Here is a 15990-nt window from a genome sequence, read left to right as displayed (position 1 = left end):
CCCTGTCATAAAAAGGCATTCAGGCGCTGGCTGGGAACAGTTTCTGGAGGAAGTCGCGCATCGCCGATTCTCCAAACGGCTTGACGAGCAGCGGCACGTTCCGAAGGTCTTCGGGGAAGTCCTTTGTATCGGAATAACCGCTCACAAACCCAAAGGGGATGTTGCTGTTCGCCAGATGACGGGCAAAGTCAAAGCTCATGACTTCGCCAAGATTGACGTCCAGCAGCGCGAAGTCGAAGGTCGCGGTCTTGGTCGCCTCCATCGCCTGTTCAAGGCTGCTGACGATTCCAATCGTTTCCACGCCCACCTGGCGGAGAATATCCTCCGCCTCCATCGCGATGATCAGACTGTCCTCGAGGACAAGAACACGGTTTGCCTTCATACCCAATACGCCCCTCGCTGAGTATCAACTAAGATGCTCGGCACCTGCATTTCCCGGATTTCAACCTCTGACGCCCCATGGCTCATTGGCGACGACTATATACCGCTTAGCTTGCATAGCCGCTTTTTCGTTTCGGGTCGATAAAAAGCAAGGCAGGAAGAAAGATGGCAGGGTGACCTTACGGGCGCGCCGCTCAGAAGGCATTTAAATAAGACATGTCGCTTACAGCTATTATATGAACGGACGGCCCCTCTCTCCAAGCCCCTCCCAACCGGCAGCGGCCTTGAGCCCCTCCCCATCAAGCACCTCGCAGGCACGCTCCTGCCAGCGGATGAGGTTGCGATTGGCGAGCTTTTTCAATGTCTTGTTTGTATGCACGATCGAAAGTCCCAATGTATCCGCAACGTGTTGCTGCGTGATTGGAATCGATGCGTGGCCGTTGAAGAGCTTCAGCTGCCTGCCGCGCTCGAACAGGAAAGCGATGAGATAGGCGGCGCGCTCGAGCGCTGTCCGGCGACCAATGCTCAATAGGTGTTCGTCAAGGATACGTTCTTCCTGGGCAGCAATCCAGGTGATGTCGAAGGCGAGGGACGAATGCTTGTTGTAGAGGGTCATCAGCTTGTCGCGCTCGAAAACGCAAAGCGATACAGGCGACAATGCCTCGACGGAGTGCTGCATCTCCCCCATGATCGTTCCCTGAAGACCGATCAGATCACCCGGCATCACGTAGTTCAGGATTTGCCGGCGTCCGTCCTCCAGCGTCTTGTAGCGAAAACCCCAGCCGGAAAGGACGGTGAACAGGTGAGCGCTGTGCGCTCCCTCGACTATGATCGTGGCACCAGCATCCGCGGCCAGCTCGCCTCTCTTGAATTTCGAAACGAAGTCGAGTTCATCGGCGGTGAACTCCCGGAAGACCCGGTTGGCACGCAGCGGACAGTGCTCGCAGGGCGTTTTGAACGAGTGGGTGGGACGCGCGGTCGGCATACAGGCCCTTGTGCTCGAATGAAGGACGCTGCCGGAATTGGCAGCGCTTCCTACGAGAACACGCAAATGGCAAGGGTTGTTCCACCCGCGCGGGAATTTTTAACGCAGAAACAACGCGGTAGAAGCCGTCAACTTACGTCGGAAAATCCAGACCCATTTCGCGGAAGCGCTCGGGGTCATCGCCCCAATTTTCACGAACCTTCACGAACAGGAAGAGATGAACCGGCTGCTCGAGGATTTCGGAGAGCTCTCGTCGGGACGCCGACGAAATCGCCTTGATCGTTTCGCCACCCTTACCGAGCGCGATCTTCTTCTGGCTATCCCGTTCGACGTAGACTACCTGCTCGATTCGAACCGAGCCGTCCTTGCGTTCTTCCCACTTTTCCGTCTCGACATGCGACGAATATGGAAGCTCCTGATGCAGACGCAGGAACAGCTTCTCGCGGGTGATCTCCGCAGCCAGCTGGCGCATCGGAAGGTCGGAGATCTGGTCTTCGGGATAGTACCAGGGGCCTTCTGGCAGCGTCTTTGCCAGATAATCCATGACGTCGTTACAGCCGGAGCCGTTCTCGGCCGAGATCATGAAGGTATGCGTGAAGTCGATCTTCTGGTTGGCCGCCGCCGCAAGCGCCAGCAGATCTTCGCGTTTGACCCGATCGATCTTGTTCAAGACGAGAATCTTTGGCTGATGTACCTCCTTGAGGCCCTCAAGAATGGCTTCCGCATCGCCGCGCAGACCACGTTCGCTGTCGATCAGCAGCATGATCAGGTCAGCATCCTTTGCGCCGCCCCAGGCTGATGTCACCATCGCGCGGTCGAGCCGCCGACGCGGCTTGAAAATGCCGGGCGTATCCATGAACACGACCTGCGCATTGTTGTGGATCGCGATGCCGCGCACGATGGCACGCGTCGTCTGCACCTTATGGCTGACAATCGAAACCTTGGCGCCGACGAGGCGATTGACCAGCGTGGACTTGCCGGCGTTGGTCGCTCCAATCAGCGCGACAAAGCCTGACCGTGTGGCACCCGCAGTTTCAGGGGCGTCGTCCGCCATATCGTGTTCTTCCGTCATTTGTCCCGTCAGTTTCCGGCAGAGGACCTCTGCCAAATGCCTTCGCGTTCCAGCATTCGCGTGGCTGCGACCTGTTCCGCGGCCCGCTTTGAGCGTTCGATGCCCGTTTCGGGCTTAACACCTGTGACCTCTACCGTCACCGTGAAACGCGGATCATGATCCGGTCCGGTGCGTTCTTCAACCCGGTAGATCGGCGTGATGCCGAATTTGGCGTGCGACCACTCCTGCAATTCGGTCTTCGCGTCGCGCCGCGCGCCGTCGGCGCGCGCTGCCCGCTTTTCCCAGAACTTCAGGATGAAACGCCGGGCGACCTCCAGGCCGCCATCGAGGTAGATCGCCGCAATAAGGCTTTCGACGACGTCGGCTCGCACGTTCATCATACGCTTGCCGGTCAGCTTCTTGACGTCGGCGCCAGTGCGGATGAAGAGATGCAGGCCGAGTTCATCAGCGACCTCAGCACAGGTGTCGGCACTGACGAGCTGATTGAGGCGCACCGAAAGTTCGCCCTCGGTCGCCGTACCGAACGTCCGGAAGAGCAGTTCGGCAACGCAGAGGCCGAGGACTCGGTCACCGAGGAACTCCAGCCTCTCGTAGTTGCCGCCCTTCTGCGTGCGGGCACTTGCATGCGTCAGTGCCCGATCCAGCCGCTCCTTTTCGGCGAACTCGTGACCGATCAGGGCTTCAAGCCGTGTTCGATCCGCCGCCGAAAGCGTCTGTGACTTGCTCATTCAACGCCCTTGAACAGACGATCCCACCGCATGTTCGTCGGCCACTTCCAGATCTCGCGGAACGAGGTGTCGTTGCCGAGCGAGAAGAAGATGACGCTCGCGCGACCGACCAGATTTTCCGCAGGCACAAAGCCAACGTCGAAGCGGCTGTCGAGCGAATTATCGCGATTATCGCCCATCATGAAGTAATGGCCGTCCGGAACGATAAACTCGCGGGTGTTGTCGCCACGCGAAACCGGGGACTGATCCAGCGTGTCAAAGCTGACGCCGTTATCCAGCGTCTCGCGATACACCGGCACATCCTGGCCCGGATCCTGCGCGTAGTCGGAATTGAACGTGCCATTCGGCACCCTCGGAACCGCCGTGCCGTTCACGTAGAGGACGCCTTCCTTGACCTGAATGCGATCACCGGGAAGACCAACCAGCCGCTTGATGTAATCGACGTCGGGGTTCGGCGGGAACCGGAAGACAACAATGTCGCCGCGCTTCGGCTCGCTCGCGAAAATGCGACCGCTGAAGAGGTTCGGCGAGAACGGCAGCGAGAACCTCGAATAGCCGTAGGCAAACTTGTTGACGAAGATGTAGTCACCGACAAGCAGTGTCGGCATCATGGAGCCGGACGGAATGGTGAACGGCTGAAAAAGCACCGTTCGGATAACCATCGCCAAAATCAGCGCCTGGGCGATGACCTTGATGTTTTCCCATAGGGCGTTCGGCTTGGTTTCGACTTTTTCGGACACGCAGTCTTGTTCCTTCAATGCACCGCCAGGGCGCAACTCTTGTTTGCTTCTCTCTAGCGGCTTCGACCGATTGCGGCAATGGCGCCAACGTTAAAAGCGACTCTACGTCGCTGCTCAGACATCTTCCGGCAGGGCCTCAATGATGACGAACGCCTGCGCCATGGGATAATCATCCGTTATCGTCAAATGAATGGCAGCCTTATGGCCAGCCGGCAGCAGCGACTTCAGCACATCGGCCGCGCCGCCCGTCAGCCGCATCGTCGGCTTGCCGCTCGGCAGGTTCACAACGCCGAGATCCTTCCAGAACACACCTTGCGCCATGCCCGTCCCGAGAGCCTTGGAGCAGGCTTCCTTGGCGGCGAAACGCTTGGCATAGGAGGCGGCGCGATTGGCGCGCCGATCGGACTTTGCCCGCTCAATCTCGGTGAAGCAGCGATTGGTGAAGCGCTCGCCGAAGCGTTCGAGGGATTTCTCGACGCGCCTGATATCAATGAGATCGCTGCCGATACCGATGATCATACGGTTTCCTGCACTGGATTGGACAGCCGCACGCGGGCACGCGTCATAAGGCGTTCGCGGCGGCGCGTCTGAAAGCCCTTCACGGCATAAAAGGTTCCGAAATAAACGATGACGGAGGTCAAGAGCGCCGGCGGGATGGAGCCGACAAGCATCGGTTCGAGCACCGGTTGCCAGAGTTCGCTGAAATGCAGCTCATGAAACAGCGCCCCAAGGTCGATCGAATGCCCTTGCATCGTATCCTGACGCGCAAGCAGCAGGTGACCGATCTCCCAGGTCGCGCCCCAGATGAACGGATAGGTCAGCGGATTGCCGAAGGCCGCACAGCCAAGAGCAGCGGCGACCATATTGCCCGCGAATAGATAGCTGAGTACGAAGGCCATGATAAAATGAACGCCGATAAAGGGCGTCCAGGACACGAAGATCCCTGCGGCTACGCCCATGGCGACGGCGTGCGGCGACGCCGTCAAGCGCAGAACACGCATCGTGAGATAGCGGAGCGGCCGCAAGAATCCCTTGCGAGGCCACAACAACTCGCGCATCTTTTCACGAAATCCGGCAGGTTTTCGACGTCTGAACAGCATGGCGCGTATGTAGTGCAACTCGCACCAGCGTTACAAGAGCGTCAAACTATCTCAGTCATTATTTGATCACTGCAGACTGAGCACTCACCAGGGGCGCGATATGCAATACGCCCCTTTCATTCCTCAAGTATAGAACCGATATTAACGGGTGCGAAACATACCGCGGTCAACCTGACGCTGACGATACTCAAGATCAATACGGTCAAACGAGCCGTTCAGATAGTCCATTTCGCGTTCTTCAGTGGTCGGAGCGCGCAATGCGCGGGCGATTTTCTTGATCGGTTTAAACATTTCTTTGCCTCATCTTCTGTTCGTTTCCTGATGACTGGAAGATAGGCGCTCGCAGCAGCAATTACCAACGCTCTAACAAGGGCACAGCCATGCGATTGACGCATACCTAGCCTTATATCAGTGCGTTTTCCGTCATGAAACGATCACAAAATGTGCAAATGCCAAGTGTGGCGGTTGCCGACTTACTCGTAAAGCCGGCGAACCGTCGCGACGCACTCGAGGTCCTTCAGCTGGGCAAGCAGCTGGTTCAACTGCCGAAGGTCCCACACTTCGACGTCGAGCGTCATTTCGGTGAAGTCGGTTGCGACGCGCACCGTATTGAACACCCGAATATTGACGTCGACGCCGGCAACGGTCTGGGCAAGCTTTGCCAACGTACCGGGCTCATTCAACGCATTGACCATGATGCGCGCCATGAAACGCGACTTGTTGGCCTCGTCGAGATCCCAGCGAACATCAATCCAGCGGTCCGGCTGATCGTCGAAACGTTGCAGCGTCGGTGACTGGATCGGATAGATCGTAATGCCGTTGCCTTTTTCCGTCGTATTCATGATCCCGACGATGCGGTCACCGGGTACGGCGCCCGTCGGCGCAAACTGCACATCAACATTGCTCGAAATGCCGCGGATCGGCACCGTGTCCATTTCCAGAGCACTGAGATCTGCGCCATCGATGCCGGACTTCGGCTTGCCCGGGATCTTGAAGATCATGCCGGAGGCGCTGCGAACGTTGAACCAACCGTCGTCACCGCTCGGCTTGGCCGTCACGCGTTCTTCGAGATGATCCGGATAGACGGCGCGCAATACGTCGAGCGACGACATTTCACCGCGACCGACCGCAGCGATGGCGTCTTCCACATCCTTCTGGCCAAGGCGATGGAGCGCGGGCTTCATCGCTTCACGGGAGAAGATCTTGCCTGCTCGCTCGAAGGTGCGCTCCAGGATGCGATGGCCGAGACCGGCATATTGTTTGCGGATTGCAAGTCGGGTGGCCCGGCGGATCGCCGCACGCGCCTTTCCCGTTACCACGATCTCTTCCCAGGCAGCAGGCGGCACCTGCACGCCGGAGCGAATGATCTCGACCTCGTCGCCATTCGCCAGTCGTGTCACGAGAGGCATGATGCGCCCGTTGATCTTGGCGCCGACGGTCGTGTCGCCGATATTGGTGTGAACGGCATAGGCAAAGTCGATCGGCGTCGCACCCCGCGGCAGCGCGATCAGCTTGCCCTTCGGCGTGAAGCAGAAGACCTGGTCCTGGAACAACTCAAGCTTCGTGTGCTCCAGGAATTCTTCGGGACTGTCGCCTTCCGCCAGCGCCTCGATCGTGTGCCGTAGCCATGAGTACGCGTTGGACTCGCGCGAGAGGATATCGTTGTCGGACGTCGAAGCCCCGTCCTTGTAGAGCGTATGGGCGGCAATACCGAATTCCGCTATCTCGTGCATGCGCTTGGTACGGATCTGCAGCTCGATACGCTGCCTGGATGGGCCGACGATCGTCGTGTGCAGCGAACGGTAGTCGTTCTGCTTCGGCGTCGAGATATAGTCCTTGAAGCGCCCGGGGACGACGCGCCAGCGGGTGTGGACGATGCCGAGCGCGCGGTAGCATGCGGAAATATCTTCAACGATGATACGAAAGCCGTAGACGTCGGACAGCTGCTCGAAGGAGAGCGACTTCGACTGCATCTTGCGGAACACGGAGTAAGGCTTTTTCTGTCGTCCCTTGACGATGGCGCCCGTCAGCCCGTTCGTAACCAGCAGATCGCCCAATTCGGTCTCGATCTTCTTGACCAGACCCTCGTTGCGCTTGGAAAGCTCCTCGAGCCGCCTGGTGACGGTCTCATAGGCTTCGGGATTGATGTGGCGGAAGGAAAGGTCTTCCAGCTCCTCGCGCATGTCCTGCATACCCATGCGCCCGGCCAGCGGCGCATAGATGTCCATCGTCTCCTCGGAAATGCGCGCGCGCTTTTCCGGCGACATGTGGTCGAGGGTGCGCATGTTGTGCAGGCGATCTGCCAGCTTGACGAGCAGCACGCGTACGTCGTCGGAGATGGCAAGCAGCAGCTTGCGCAGGTTTTCTGCCTGTTTCGCCTTCTTGGTGACGAGGTCGAGCTTCTTGATCTTCGTCAGCCCTTCGACCAGCCGACCAATATCCTCGCCAAAGAGCTCATCGATTTCGGCGCGGGTGGCTGTCGTATCCTCAATGGTGTCGTGAAGCAGCGCGACGGCGATCGTCGACTCATCGAGATGCATGTCCGTCAGAATGGCGGCGACTTCCAGCGGATGCGAGATGTAGGGATCGCCGCTGGCACGCTTCTGTTGCCCATGCTTTTGCATTGCATAGACATAGGCTTTGTTCAGCAGGGCTTCGTTGGCGTCGGGCTTATATTTCTGAACCCGCTCCACGAGCTCGTACTGCCGCATCATCCCGAAACCACTCCATTACAAACGAAAAGCGCGCCAATCACGGATTGGCGCACATGATATGCGATAATATGCCGAAGCTATAATCGTGCAAGGTTGACGATTAGTAATCGTCGCTCTTTTCCGGTGGCACCAGGCCTTCGATGCCAGCCAAAAGCTCCTCTTCCGACATCTGGTCGAAGGTGATCGTTTCCGGCAGGTCTTCCTGCTCTTCGCTGTCGGCCGCAGCGACGCCGCCGGCTGCGATGAGGCTCGCCGGATCGGGCTCGGGCTCGTCGATTTCGACATGCTTCTGCAGCGAGTGGATCAGGTCTTCCTTGAGATCGTCCGGCGACAGCATCTCGTCCGCGATCTCGCGCAACGCCACGACCGGGTTCTTGTCGTTGTCGCGATCGATCGTGATCGAGGCGCCCTGGGAAATCAGCCGGGCACGGTGGCTGGCAAGCAGAACCAGCTCGAAGCGGTTCTCAACTTTATCAATGCAGTCTTCTACGGTGACACGGGCCATTGCCTGTCCTTTACGTCGTGATCTCGGGATTAACACGCCCGATACAATTAAAACCAGGCAAATTCAAGTTTTCATTGCACGACGCCTCTGCGGGCGAATGTGACGAATTTTGGAACGAAAGCGGATTTCGACCAGAAGTTGCTTGGAATATCACGAATCGTGCCCTAAATCTTTCTTATATGAAAAGTTCATAAAGTACGATTTGTTCCAGGCGGCCTCATAACTCATTGTTTTGTTGGGTTTTTGACGGAAGCACGACGATTGCTCACATTGGATTGGTACGGGATGTTTGATCCACGCGAAAAAATTGCTCTTTTTATCGATGGCGCCAATCTCTACGCTGCGTCCAAAAGTTTGGGTTTCGATATCGACTACCGCAAGCTGTTGAAGGCGTTCCAGAAACGTGGCTATCTCCTGCGCGCCTACTACTATACGGCCCTCATCGAGGACCAGGAATACTCCTCCATTCGCCCGCTGATCGACTGGCTGGATTACAACGGCTACAAGGTCGTGACGAAGCCGGCAAAGGAATTCACGGATTCGATGGGTCGCCGCAAGATCAAGGGCAACATGGATATCGAGCTTGCGATAGATGCCATGGAGCAGTCGGAAACCGTCGATCATCTCGTCATCTTCTCCGGCGACGGAGATTTCACGACGCTCGTCGAGGCGCTGCAGCGGCGGGGCCGAAAGGTCTCGGTCATCTCAACGATGGCAACACAACCTCCAATGATTGCCGACGATCTGCGTCGCCAGGCAGATCACTTCATCGACCTTCTATCGCTGAAGAGCGAAATCGGGCGTGATCCTTCAGAGCGACCACCGCGGCCAACCGAAACGGCAACGCCAACCGATCTGGAAGCTTGAAGCCAGCAATTCACCGCCGGCTATGCCTTTGACTAGCCGTTATCCTTGAGAAGACGGCTCTTCTGCCGGTTCCAATCGCGTTCCTTCTCGGATTCGCGCTTGTCGTGCAGCTTCTTGCCCTTGGCGAGCGCCAGTTCCATTTTGGCGCGGCCGCGATCGTTGAAATAGATCTTCAGCGGTATCAGGGTCATGCCTTCGCGATTGATCCCCGCTCGCAGACGGTTGATCTCGCGGCCGGAAAGCAGGAGCTTGCGGCGGCGGCGCGGCTCATGATTGAAACGGTTCGCCTGCAGATATTCCGGCAGATAGGAATTGATCAGCCAGATCTCACCATCCTCATCCGAGGCATAGGATTCTGCGATATTGGCCTTGCCCTCGCGCAACGACTTGACCTCGGTGCCCTTGAGCACGAGTCCAGCTTCGTAGGTATCGATGATCTCGTAGTTGAAGCGCGCCTTGCGGTTTTCCGCCACGATCTTCTTGACCACGCGCTCGCTGCCTTTGGGGGCCATGACACATTCCAAATGCTTAGGGCGCGACGACCGCGCCCTTCTCTCTTCTCCCCTATGTAGGGGAACATCGACCGCCTGTGAAGGCGGGCCGAATGGCTTGCCTCAGTTCAGCAGGCCGGCATGGCGCATGGCTGCGTCAATCGCCGCTTCCGTCGCAGGTTCCAGTGTCGAAATCAGCGGCGAACGCACGTTGCGGCTCATCCGCCCAAGCTTCGACAAGCCATACTTCGCTCCGCAGAGGCCGGGCTCCATGAAGATGGCCTTGTGTAGCGGCATCAAGCGGTCCTGATATTCCAGCGCCTTCGCATAGTCACCTGCAAGCGTCGCAGCCTGGAACTCGGCGCAAAGGCGCGGCGCCACGTTGGCGGTCACCGAGATGCACCCGACGCCACCGTGGGCATTAAACCCGAGTGCCGTCGCATCTTCACCCGACAACTGCTTGAATTCCTTGCCGCAGGTAAGACGCTGCTCGGACACGCGCTCGATCTTGCCCGTCGCATCCTTGACGCCGACGATATTCGAGTGCGCCTTGGCAAGCGCGCCCATCGTCTCCGGCGTCATGTCGATAACGGAGCGACCCGGGATGTTGTAGATGTAGATCGGCAGCTTCACTGCCTCGGCGATCGCGGAGAAATGCGCGACCAGCCCCTTCTGGGTGGGCTTGTTGTAATAGGGCGTGACCACGAGGACCGCATCTGCCCCGGCCCTCTCGGCGTGCTGAGCAAGTTCGATTGCTTCACGCGTGTTGTTCGAGCCGGCGCCGGCCATGACAGGCACGCGCTTGGCTGCGGATTCAATGCAGAGTTCCACGACCCGCTTATGCTCGGCATGCGACAGCGTCGGAGATTCGCCGGTCGTCCCAACCGGAACGAGACCGCTGCTGCCTTCCTTGATCTGCCAGTCGACGTGGTTCGCGAACGAAGCTTCATCCACTTGGCCGGCATCGGTGAAGGGAGTGACGAGAGCGGGAATGGATCCCTGGAACATGCAGAACTCCTCATGGCCAAATCCACGCTTCGGCCGCATTCCTTGAATATTGGTGGGGCACCATAGTGCGGTGAAATCGCCGCGACAAGCGCGCATGGATCGGTTTAGGGCAAATTCCGATAGCAAATGTGAACGAAGTTTACTGACGTTAGTAAGCTTTCGTTAAGATGGCTCCCGCCAAATGGTCGGGCGTGTTTTCGTTGTGAGTGTCCCATGAAGAGAGCAGTCCTGATCGTGTCCGCCCTCGGCTTTACCGTCGCCGCGTGGAGCAGCGCCGCGTCGTCGCTTCCGAATGAGAGCGCGCCCGTTCCGGACGTGAAGCCGATTGGTTTCGTCCCCCAGACGACAATACCGGAATCGATCGTTACCGGCTCAATTCCGCGCGGCCAGACAATTGCACCCGTTAACAGTGATTTGAAATCCGGCCTGGACGCGCTTTCGGACAACAATCCCCTGCAAGCGCTATCCATTCGCGACGGCATGGGACGTGGGACGCTTGACCGGCATATCCTGACCTGGGCGATTGCGGTTTCGGGGCAAAAGGGTATTCCCTCGACAGAGATCGCGGCTGCGGCGCAGGAGTTGCAGGGATGGCCCGGGCTCGCAAAGCTGCGGGCTTATTCGGAGCGGGCACTTTACGATGAAAACCCTAACCCGACCGCTGTCTTGGCGGCCTTCGGCCAGACCGCGCCGGAGACCACGCCGGGCGCGTTGATCCTTTCGCGTGCGCTTGTCGCAACGGGTAAACAGAGCCAGGCGGCGAAGACCGTTCGCAAGGTCTGGCGCGGCGAGATGCTGGACAAACCGACCGAAGACAAGATTTTGGCTGAGTTCTCCGGCTTGCTGACCTCGGCCGATCACAAGGCGCGAATGGACTACCTGATGTACCGGAATCGCACTGAGCAGGCCAAGCGCTTTGGCGACATGGGTCAGGCCCAATCCCTCTACAAGGCATGGGCCGCTGTGATGAGCAAGGCACCCAACGCCGGTGCGCTTCTTGCCGCGGTCGACGGCCAGTGGAAAGGCGATGCCGGTTACCTCTTTGCGCGCATCGAGCATCTGCGAAAACAGGACAAGTATACGGAAGCCGCCAAGTTGCTGCGGCAGGCCCCACGCAATCGGGATGAACTGGTCAATGCCGGCGAGTGGTGGAACGAGCAGCGGATCGTGAGCCGCGGCCTCGTCGATCAAGGGGAATTCAAGGCGGCCTACGGAATCGTTGCCAATTATGCTGCGACGACGCCGACCGACATCGTCGAGGCCGAATTCCACGCAGGCTGGTACGCGCTGCGCGGGCTGCAGGATCCTGCGGCGGCACAGGCCCATTTCCGGAAGATTCTCGATTTCTCCAATGGGCCGATATCCGTATCGCGCGCCTGGTACTGGATGGGTCGATCCGCCGAGGCGGGTGGGCCTGGCAAGGCCTCGGAATTTTACGCCAAGGCCGCAAGCTATCCGACCACCTTCTATGGGCAGCTCGCCAGCGACAAGCTCGGCCGCAAGACACTGAACGTGGCGTACCCGTCTCCGACTGCTGCGGATCGCCAGCGCTATCTGGCGCGTGAGGCCGTGCAGGCCATCGCTCGTCTCGACGCGGCCGGGCATGGCTGGCGGGCCAATAGCCTCTACCTCGCGCTCGCCGAGCAACTGCAAAGCCCTGGAGAACTTGCGGTTCTGAGCGCGCAGGCCGAACGGTCCGGCGACCACCATCTGTCGCTGCAGATCGGGAAGATTGCTTACTCCCACGGCGTGGATGTCGCGGCGCTGGCCTTCCCACTCGGCGTCATTCCGACGAACGCCAACATCTCCGGCTCCGGGAAGGCCCTCGCCTACGCGATTGCCCGGCAAGAGAGCGCCTTCAATCCCGCGGCCGTTTCGGCAGCCGATGCTCGCGGATTGCTGCAGATATTGCCGGGCACGGCAAAGGCCGTCGCCAAGCGTCACAACATCGCCTATTCGAAGGAGCGACTGACCGCCGACGCCGGCTATAACGCTACCCTTGGGGCGCATTATCTCGGCGAACAGATCGACGCCTTTGGCGGCTCCTACATCATGACCTTCATTGCCTATAATGCCGGTCCCAAGCGGGTGCCCGAATGGATCGGCCGCTATGGCGACCCGCGCGGCCAATCGATCGACGCCATCGTCGACTGGATTGAGCGCATCCCCTTCCCCGAGACGCGCAACTATGTTCAACGGGTGATGGAAAACTACGAAGTCTACAAGGCACGGTTGGGCCAGCCGAGCGACATCGTTCGCGACCTGACGGGCGGCCGCTCCTCCTGATCACCATTTGCGTCTATTGCCGGTCTCGCTAATCTGTTCCCATGCAACGGGGGACGACGAAGCGTGGATGAAGCAAGAGACGATGGTTTTCGAGCGACAACCTATCAGAGCGATGACGGGCTCAGGCTCCATGCGCGAGACTACGGTGGCCCTGACATCGCCGACCGGCTGCCGATCGTCTGTTTGCCGGGATTGACGCGGAACTCGCGTGACTTTCACCAACTGGCGCTGCTCCTGTCGACCGATCAAGCGACGCCGAGACGCGTCATCACGCTCGACTATCGCGGGCGAGGCCTGTCTGATTGGGATGCCAACAAGGCGAACTACAATCTCGGCGTCGAGACACGGGATGTCATTTCGGCCTGCCAGCACCTTGCCGTTGAGCGCGCCATCTTTATCGGCACCTCGCGGGGCGGGCTGATCCTTCATCTGCTGGCTGAGGTGAGGCCGGATCTGATCGCCGCCGTCATTCTGAACGACATCGGACCGACGATTGAACCCAGCGGCCTCAAGCGCATCCGCGACTATCTCAATTCTGCCGCTCCGCCGCGCAACTGGCCGGAAGCAGTCGCATTTCTCAAGGCCTGCCATGGCCCCTCCTTCACCGCCCTTGACGAGCGCGACTGGCAGGAGATGGCTGCGGCCATCTATCGGGATATCGACGGGAACCCGATCGCGGACTTCGATCCGGCCATTGCCGCTCAATTACAGATGATCGACTTCGATCAGCCGCTGCCTGAGCTCTGGCACTATTACGACAGGCTCGCCACGATGCCTCTCATGGTCGTCAAGGGCGAGAACTCCGATCTCATCTCCGACAAGACGCTTGCCGAGATGAGAGCTCGGTGCCCAACAATCGTGATTCTGGAGGCACCTGGCCAGGGACACGCACCGCTGCTGCATGTGCAGCCACTGCTCCAGCGTATCAGGCGGTTCATTGCGGAGGCGTGAACGCTCTCCAAGCCACTCGCCCTTGCTGCATCGCCCAACACAACAAAAAAAGCCCGGCTCGAAAGCCGGGCTCTCCTGATTGACCGAAGTCAAATCAGATTAGAATGCACGCTGCAGGCGGAAGTAGCCCTGCGTCTGATCGTCGATGTCGTCGCCATCGAGGTACTGGACCGAAGCCTTGGCGTAGAAGTTGTCGGTGATCTGGTAATCAACCGTCAGACCAACCTTCCAAGCGTCGTTGCTGGAGAAGTCGGTGGTGCTGTCCTCTTCAAAGCCGTAGTTGAAGAAGTACTGAGCACCGGGGGTGATCTTCAGCTTGTCGGTAGCCTGGATGGCATACTCAGCTGCGATCGTCCACTCGGAAGCGTCGTAGTAGGAGTTGCCGCCAGATGCCCAGACAGCTGCGAGGCCGAGCGTGCCCGGACCAACGGCAACCGTACCCATCGCACGGATCGCACCTTCTTCGTTGTCGGTGTCATAGCCACCGATAACCTGGTAGGTAAACGCGCCAGCCTTGCCGCCGAGGCCGAGAGCAACGCCAACGTTGTTCGGGTTCTCGTCGTCGTTGAAGTGGCCGTCTTCCAGCTCGTCAACCGAGATACCGGCGTAGAAGTCGCCAGACTCGTACTGATAACGGATGGAGTTGTGCAGCGTTTCGTGGCTTGCGAGAACGTCGGTTTCGCCCGAGAGACCGTCATCCCACCAGCTGTAGAACAGACCAGCGCGGAAGCCAGCGATGTCGATGTAAGCCGAGTCGAGGATCGAGTTCTGGTAAACAGAGTTGGCAGCATCAGCATTGTGCTGCAGAACGATCACGCCGGTGAGCGGGCCGTATTCGGTGTCGCTCTTGGCCGTGAACTGAACCTGACCACGGGTGAACGCATCCCAGTCGGACGTGCCTTCGTGACCATTGATTACGCCGTGGTCAGACTGATCTTTGCCAACATCAACCTGGAAACGGATGTAACCTTCGATCTTCAGGCAGGTTTCCGTGCCCGGGATGTAGAAGTAGCCGGTGCCGTAAGCGTCGCAGACGCGGACGTATTCAACCGGTTCCGGCTCAGCAGCAACGATAGCGTCAGCAGCCTGAGCACCGGAAACTACTGCGAGAGCAGCAGCGGAGCCGAGAAGAAGGCTCTTGATGTTCATATTGACCTCCAATTCAAAGTTTCGATCGGGTCTGGGTTTTTCGCCGTTAGAGCAGCGTTCCCTGCCCCATCCCCATGTTTCAAGAAGTCGGACGATCAACCGCCCTTGCTTCCGAGGTCGAAAATACAAGACCGGGACTGTCACGCAATCACCAACTTGCCCGTTTGGGGTGTTTGCGACAGCCTTCCGCATACGCTGTTGCTGAAAGGTCACAAATGCGGCGTCCGCCCCTCTCGTTTCTTTATACTTTATTAAGAAACCCCTGATTTTGCGGGAGTTTGCCGCCGCTGAGCTGGGGGGCGCGGCTGTGGATTGTGCCACATTGGAACCAGTTTCCCGCCGGATTCGCGTCTTTTACAGGAGATGAGAGAGACAGCGTGTTGGCGCCTGCCCTCGGCCTCATGTTCAATCGCAGCAGAATCAGTTTCGCTGACGAAGGATGATTCTCGGTTCGATTCTGCTGACGCGAGATTCGGGACGCCAAACGCGGAGGTCGTGGACAGCGCGCCGAAACACGACGCACTCGAAGAGCGGTCATTCGTCGAAACAGATTGTGCGATGTGCCCGACCTGAGAGATAGGTGACAGAACGTACCGGAGACATGGGTTACATTTTTCGATTTTGGTCGGGGGGTGTGGATGCCGTGGAGAGAGACTTCGGTCATGGATGAGCGTCTTGGATTTGTCGCCCGTTTGCTGGAGGGCGAAGGTATGAGCGAGGTGTGTCGGTCGTTCGGGATCTCGCGCAAGACCGGCTACAAGATCTTCAATCGCTACAAGGAGGACGGGCTGGAGGCCCTGACGGACCGGTCCCGGCGGCCGGTGCGCTATGCCAACCAGTTGCCCGAACCGGTCGAGGCGATGATCGTTCGTTGCAAACAGGAGAAGCCGCACTGGGGGGGCGCGCAAGATCCGCGAGCTTCTGGTGCGCCGTCTGGCCGGCGACGTGCGCATCCCGGCGAGAAGCACGGTGCATGCGGTGCTCGACCGGTACGGCCTTGTGAGCCAGGCCCG

At 58.8% G+C, this 15990-nt stretch carries 16 protein-coding genes and 1 pseudogene; 4 read left to right on the top strand and 13 right to left on the bottom strand.

The window, feature by feature from the left end; genetic code table 11:
* Positions 1–19 precede the first annotated feature (19 nt).
* The 10 genes from AS026_RS07945 to rpoZ form a co-directional block, all read right to left on the bottom strand.
* A complete protein-coding gene (locus tag AS026_RS07945; protein WP_018857426.1) occupies positions 20–382 on the bottom strand; it encodes a response regulator in 363 nt (120 codons plus the stop codon).
* Between the two features lie 231 nt (positions 383–613).
* Complete coding sequence (locus AS026_RS07940; RefSeq protein WP_018857427.1) at positions 614–1366, bottom strand: Crp/Fnr family transcriptional regulator; 753 nt, start codon at positions 1364–1366, stop codon at positions 614–616.
* A 133-nt stretch (positions 1367–1499) separates the two neighbouring features.
* Entirely contained in the window at positions 1500–2438 is a 939-nt protein-coding gene (gene era / locus AS026_RS07935; RefSeq protein WP_062369311.1) for a GTPase Era, read from the bottom strand.
* An 8-nt stretch (positions 2439–2446) separates the two neighbouring features.
* Positions 2447–3166 carry a ribonuclease III gene (gene rnc / locus AS026_RS07930; protein WP_025659862.1) on the bottom strand — a complete coding sequence of 240 codons (720 nt, stop codon included), beginning with the start codon at positions 3164–3166 and terminating at the stop codon, positions 2447–2449.
* Positions 3163–3906 carry a signal peptidase I gene (gene lepB, locus AS026_RS07925; RefSeq protein ID WP_062369310.1) on the bottom strand — a complete coding sequence of 248 codons (744 nt, stop codon included), beginning with the start codon at positions 3904–3906 and terminating at the stop codon, positions 3163–3165. The genes rnc and lepB overlap by 4 nt, the downstream gene beginning before the upstream one ends.
* 114 nt (positions 3907–4020) lie before the next feature.
* Positions 4021–4425 (bottom strand): holo-ACP synthase, encoded by a 405-nt coding sequence (acpS, locus tag AS026_RS07920; protein WP_025659864.1) that lies wholly within the window; start codon positions 4423–4425, stop codon positions 4021–4023.
* Entirely contained in the window at positions 4422–5006 is a 585-nt protein-coding gene (locus AS026_RS07915; RefSeq protein ID WP_025659865.1) for a DUF2062 domain-containing protein, read from the bottom strand. The genes acpS and AS026_RS07915 overlap by 4 nt, the downstream gene beginning before the upstream one ends.
* A gap of 141 nt (positions 5007–5147) precedes the next feature.
* Positions 5148–5297, bottom strand: a complete 150-nt coding sequence (locus AS026_RS39490) for a DUF3563 domain-containing protein (protein ID WP_082728477.1) — start codon at positions 5295–5297, stop codon at positions 5148–5150.
* Positions 5298–5479: 182 nt separating this feature from the next.
* A complete protein-coding gene (locus AS026_RS07910; protein WP_018857434.1) occupies positions 5480–7720 on the bottom strand; it encodes a RelA/SpoT family protein in 2241 nt (746 codons plus the stop codon).
* 100 nt (positions 7721–7820) lie between these two features.
* The gene (gene rpoZ, locus AS026_RS07905; protein WP_018857435.1) at positions 7821–8225 is read right to left on the bottom strand and encodes a DNA-directed RNA polymerase subunit omega; all 405 of its coding nucleotides are present in this window, start codon (positions 8223–8225) and stop codon (positions 7821–7823) included.
* A 285-nt stretch (positions 8226–8510) separates the two neighbouring features.
* Between rpoZ and AS026_RS07900 the strand changes: the two genes are divergently transcribed.
* On the top strand, positions 8511–9092 hold the full coding sequence (locus AS026_RS07900) for a LabA-like NYN domain-containing protein (protein ID WP_018857436.1): 582 nt from the start codon (positions 8511–8513) through the stop codon (positions 9090–9092).
* 32 nt (positions 9093–9124) lie between these two features.
* Here AS026_RS07900 and smpB read toward each other — a convergent pair whose 3' ends face one another.
* Both smpB and dapA read right to left on the bottom strand, forming a co-directional pair.
* A complete protein-coding gene (smpB, locus tag AS026_RS07895; protein WP_025659866.1) occupies positions 9125–9604 on the bottom strand; it encodes an SsrA-binding protein SmpB in 480 nt (159 codons plus the stop codon).
* Between the two features lie 102 nt (positions 9605–9706).
* Positions 9707–10591, bottom strand: coding sequence for a 4-hydroxy-tetrahydrodipicolinate synthase (gene dapA / locus AS026_RS07890; protein WP_062369309.1), 885 nt, complete (start codon positions 10589–10591; stop codon positions 9707–9709).
* A 213-nt stretch (positions 10592–10804) separates the two neighbouring features.
* Here dapA and AS026_RS07885 point away from each other — a divergent pair, with 213 nt between their 5' ends.
* Both AS026_RS07885 and AS026_RS07880 read left to right on the top strand, forming a co-directional pair.
* Complete coding sequence (locus AS026_RS07885; RefSeq protein ID WP_062369308.1) at positions 10805–12877, top strand: lytic transglycosylase domain-containing protein; 2073 nt, start codon at positions 10805–10807, stop codon at positions 12875–12877.
* Positions 12878–12940: 63 nt separating this feature from the next.
* Complete coding sequence (locus AS026_RS07880) at positions 12941–13828, top strand: alpha/beta fold hydrolase (protein WP_062369307.1); 888 nt, start codon at positions 12941–12943, stop codon at positions 13826–13828.
* Between the two features lie 99 nt (positions 13829–13927).
* Here AS026_RS07880 and AS026_RS07875 read toward each other — a convergent pair whose 3' ends face one another.
* Complete coding sequence (locus AS026_RS07875; protein ID WP_062369306.1) at positions 13928–14977, bottom strand: porin; 1050 nt, start codon at positions 14975–14977, stop codon at positions 13928–13930.
* Between the two features lie 638 nt (positions 14978–15615).
* On the opposite strand from AS026_RS07875, the pseudogene AS026_RS07870 reads away from it, so the two are divergent.
* Positions 15616–15990: pseudogene (locus AS026_RS07870) on the top strand (helix-turn-helix domain-containing protein); the annotation flags it as partial.

The sequence above is a fragment of the Rhizobium altiplani genome (assembly GCF_001542405.1).
GTDB classification, from domain to species: domain Bacteria; phylum Pseudomonadota; class Alphaproteobacteria; order Rhizobiales; family Rhizobiaceae; genus Rhizobium; species Rhizobium altiplani.
Note: the sequence above shows the minus strand (reverse complement) of the source record. Positions and strands in the feature narration are given on the sequence as shown.

Bases quoted from the DNA above. Each gene is read 5' to 3' on its own strand.
- AS026_RS07945 (WP_018857426.1), bottom strand. From the start codon at position 382: ATGAAGGCAAACCGTGTTCTTGTCCTCGAGGACAGTCTGATCATCGCG.
- AS026_RS07940 (WP_018857427.1), bottom strand. From the start codon at position 1,366: ATGCCGACCGCGCGTCCCACCCACTCGTTCAAAACGCCCTGCGAGCAC.
- era (WP_062369311.1), bottom strand. From the start codon at position 2,438: ATGACGGAAGAACACGATATGGCGGACGACGCCCCTGAAACTGCGGGT.
- rnc (WP_025659862.1), bottom strand. From the start codon at position 3,166: ATGAGCAAGTCACAGACGCTTTCGGCGGCGGATCGAACACGGCTTGAA.
- acpS (WP_025659864.1), bottom strand. From the start codon at position 4,425: ATGATCATCGGTATCGGCAGCGATCTCATTGATATCAGGCGCGTCGAG.
- AS026_RS07915 (WP_025659865.1), bottom strand. From the start codon at position 5,006: ATGCTGTTCAGACGTCGAAAACCTGCCGGATTTCGTGAAAAGATGCGC.
- AS026_RS39490 (WP_082728477.1), bottom strand. From the start codon at position 5,297: ATGTTTAAACCGATCAAGAAAATCGCCCGCGCATTGCGCGCTCCGACC.
- AS026_RS07910 (WP_018857434.1), bottom strand. From the start codon at position 7,720: ATGATGCGGCAGTACGAGCTCGTGGAGCGGGTTCAGAAATATAAGCCC.
- rpoZ (WP_018857435.1), bottom strand. From the start codon at position 8,225: ATGGCCCGTGTCACCGTAGAAGACTGCATTGATAAAGTTGAGAACCGC.
- AS026_RS07900 (WP_018857436.1), top strand. From the start codon at position 8,511: ATGTTTGATCCACGCGAAAAAATTGCTCTTTTTATCGATGGCGCCAAT.
- smpB (WP_025659866.1), bottom strand. From the start codon at position 9,604: ATGGCCCCCAAAGGCAGCGAGCGCGTGGTCAAGAAGATCGTGGCGGAA.
- dapA (WP_062369309.1), bottom strand. From the start codon at position 10,591: ATGTTCCAGGGATCCATTCCCGCTCTCGTCACTCCCTTCACCGATGCC.
- AS026_RS07885 (WP_062369308.1), top strand. From the start codon at position 10,805: ATGAAGAGAGCAGTCCTGATCGTGTCCGCCCTCGGCTTTACCGTCGCC.
- AS026_RS07875 (WP_062369306.1), bottom strand. From the start codon at position 14,977: ATGAACATCAAGAGCCTTCTTCTCGGCTCCGCTGCTGCTCTCGCAGTA.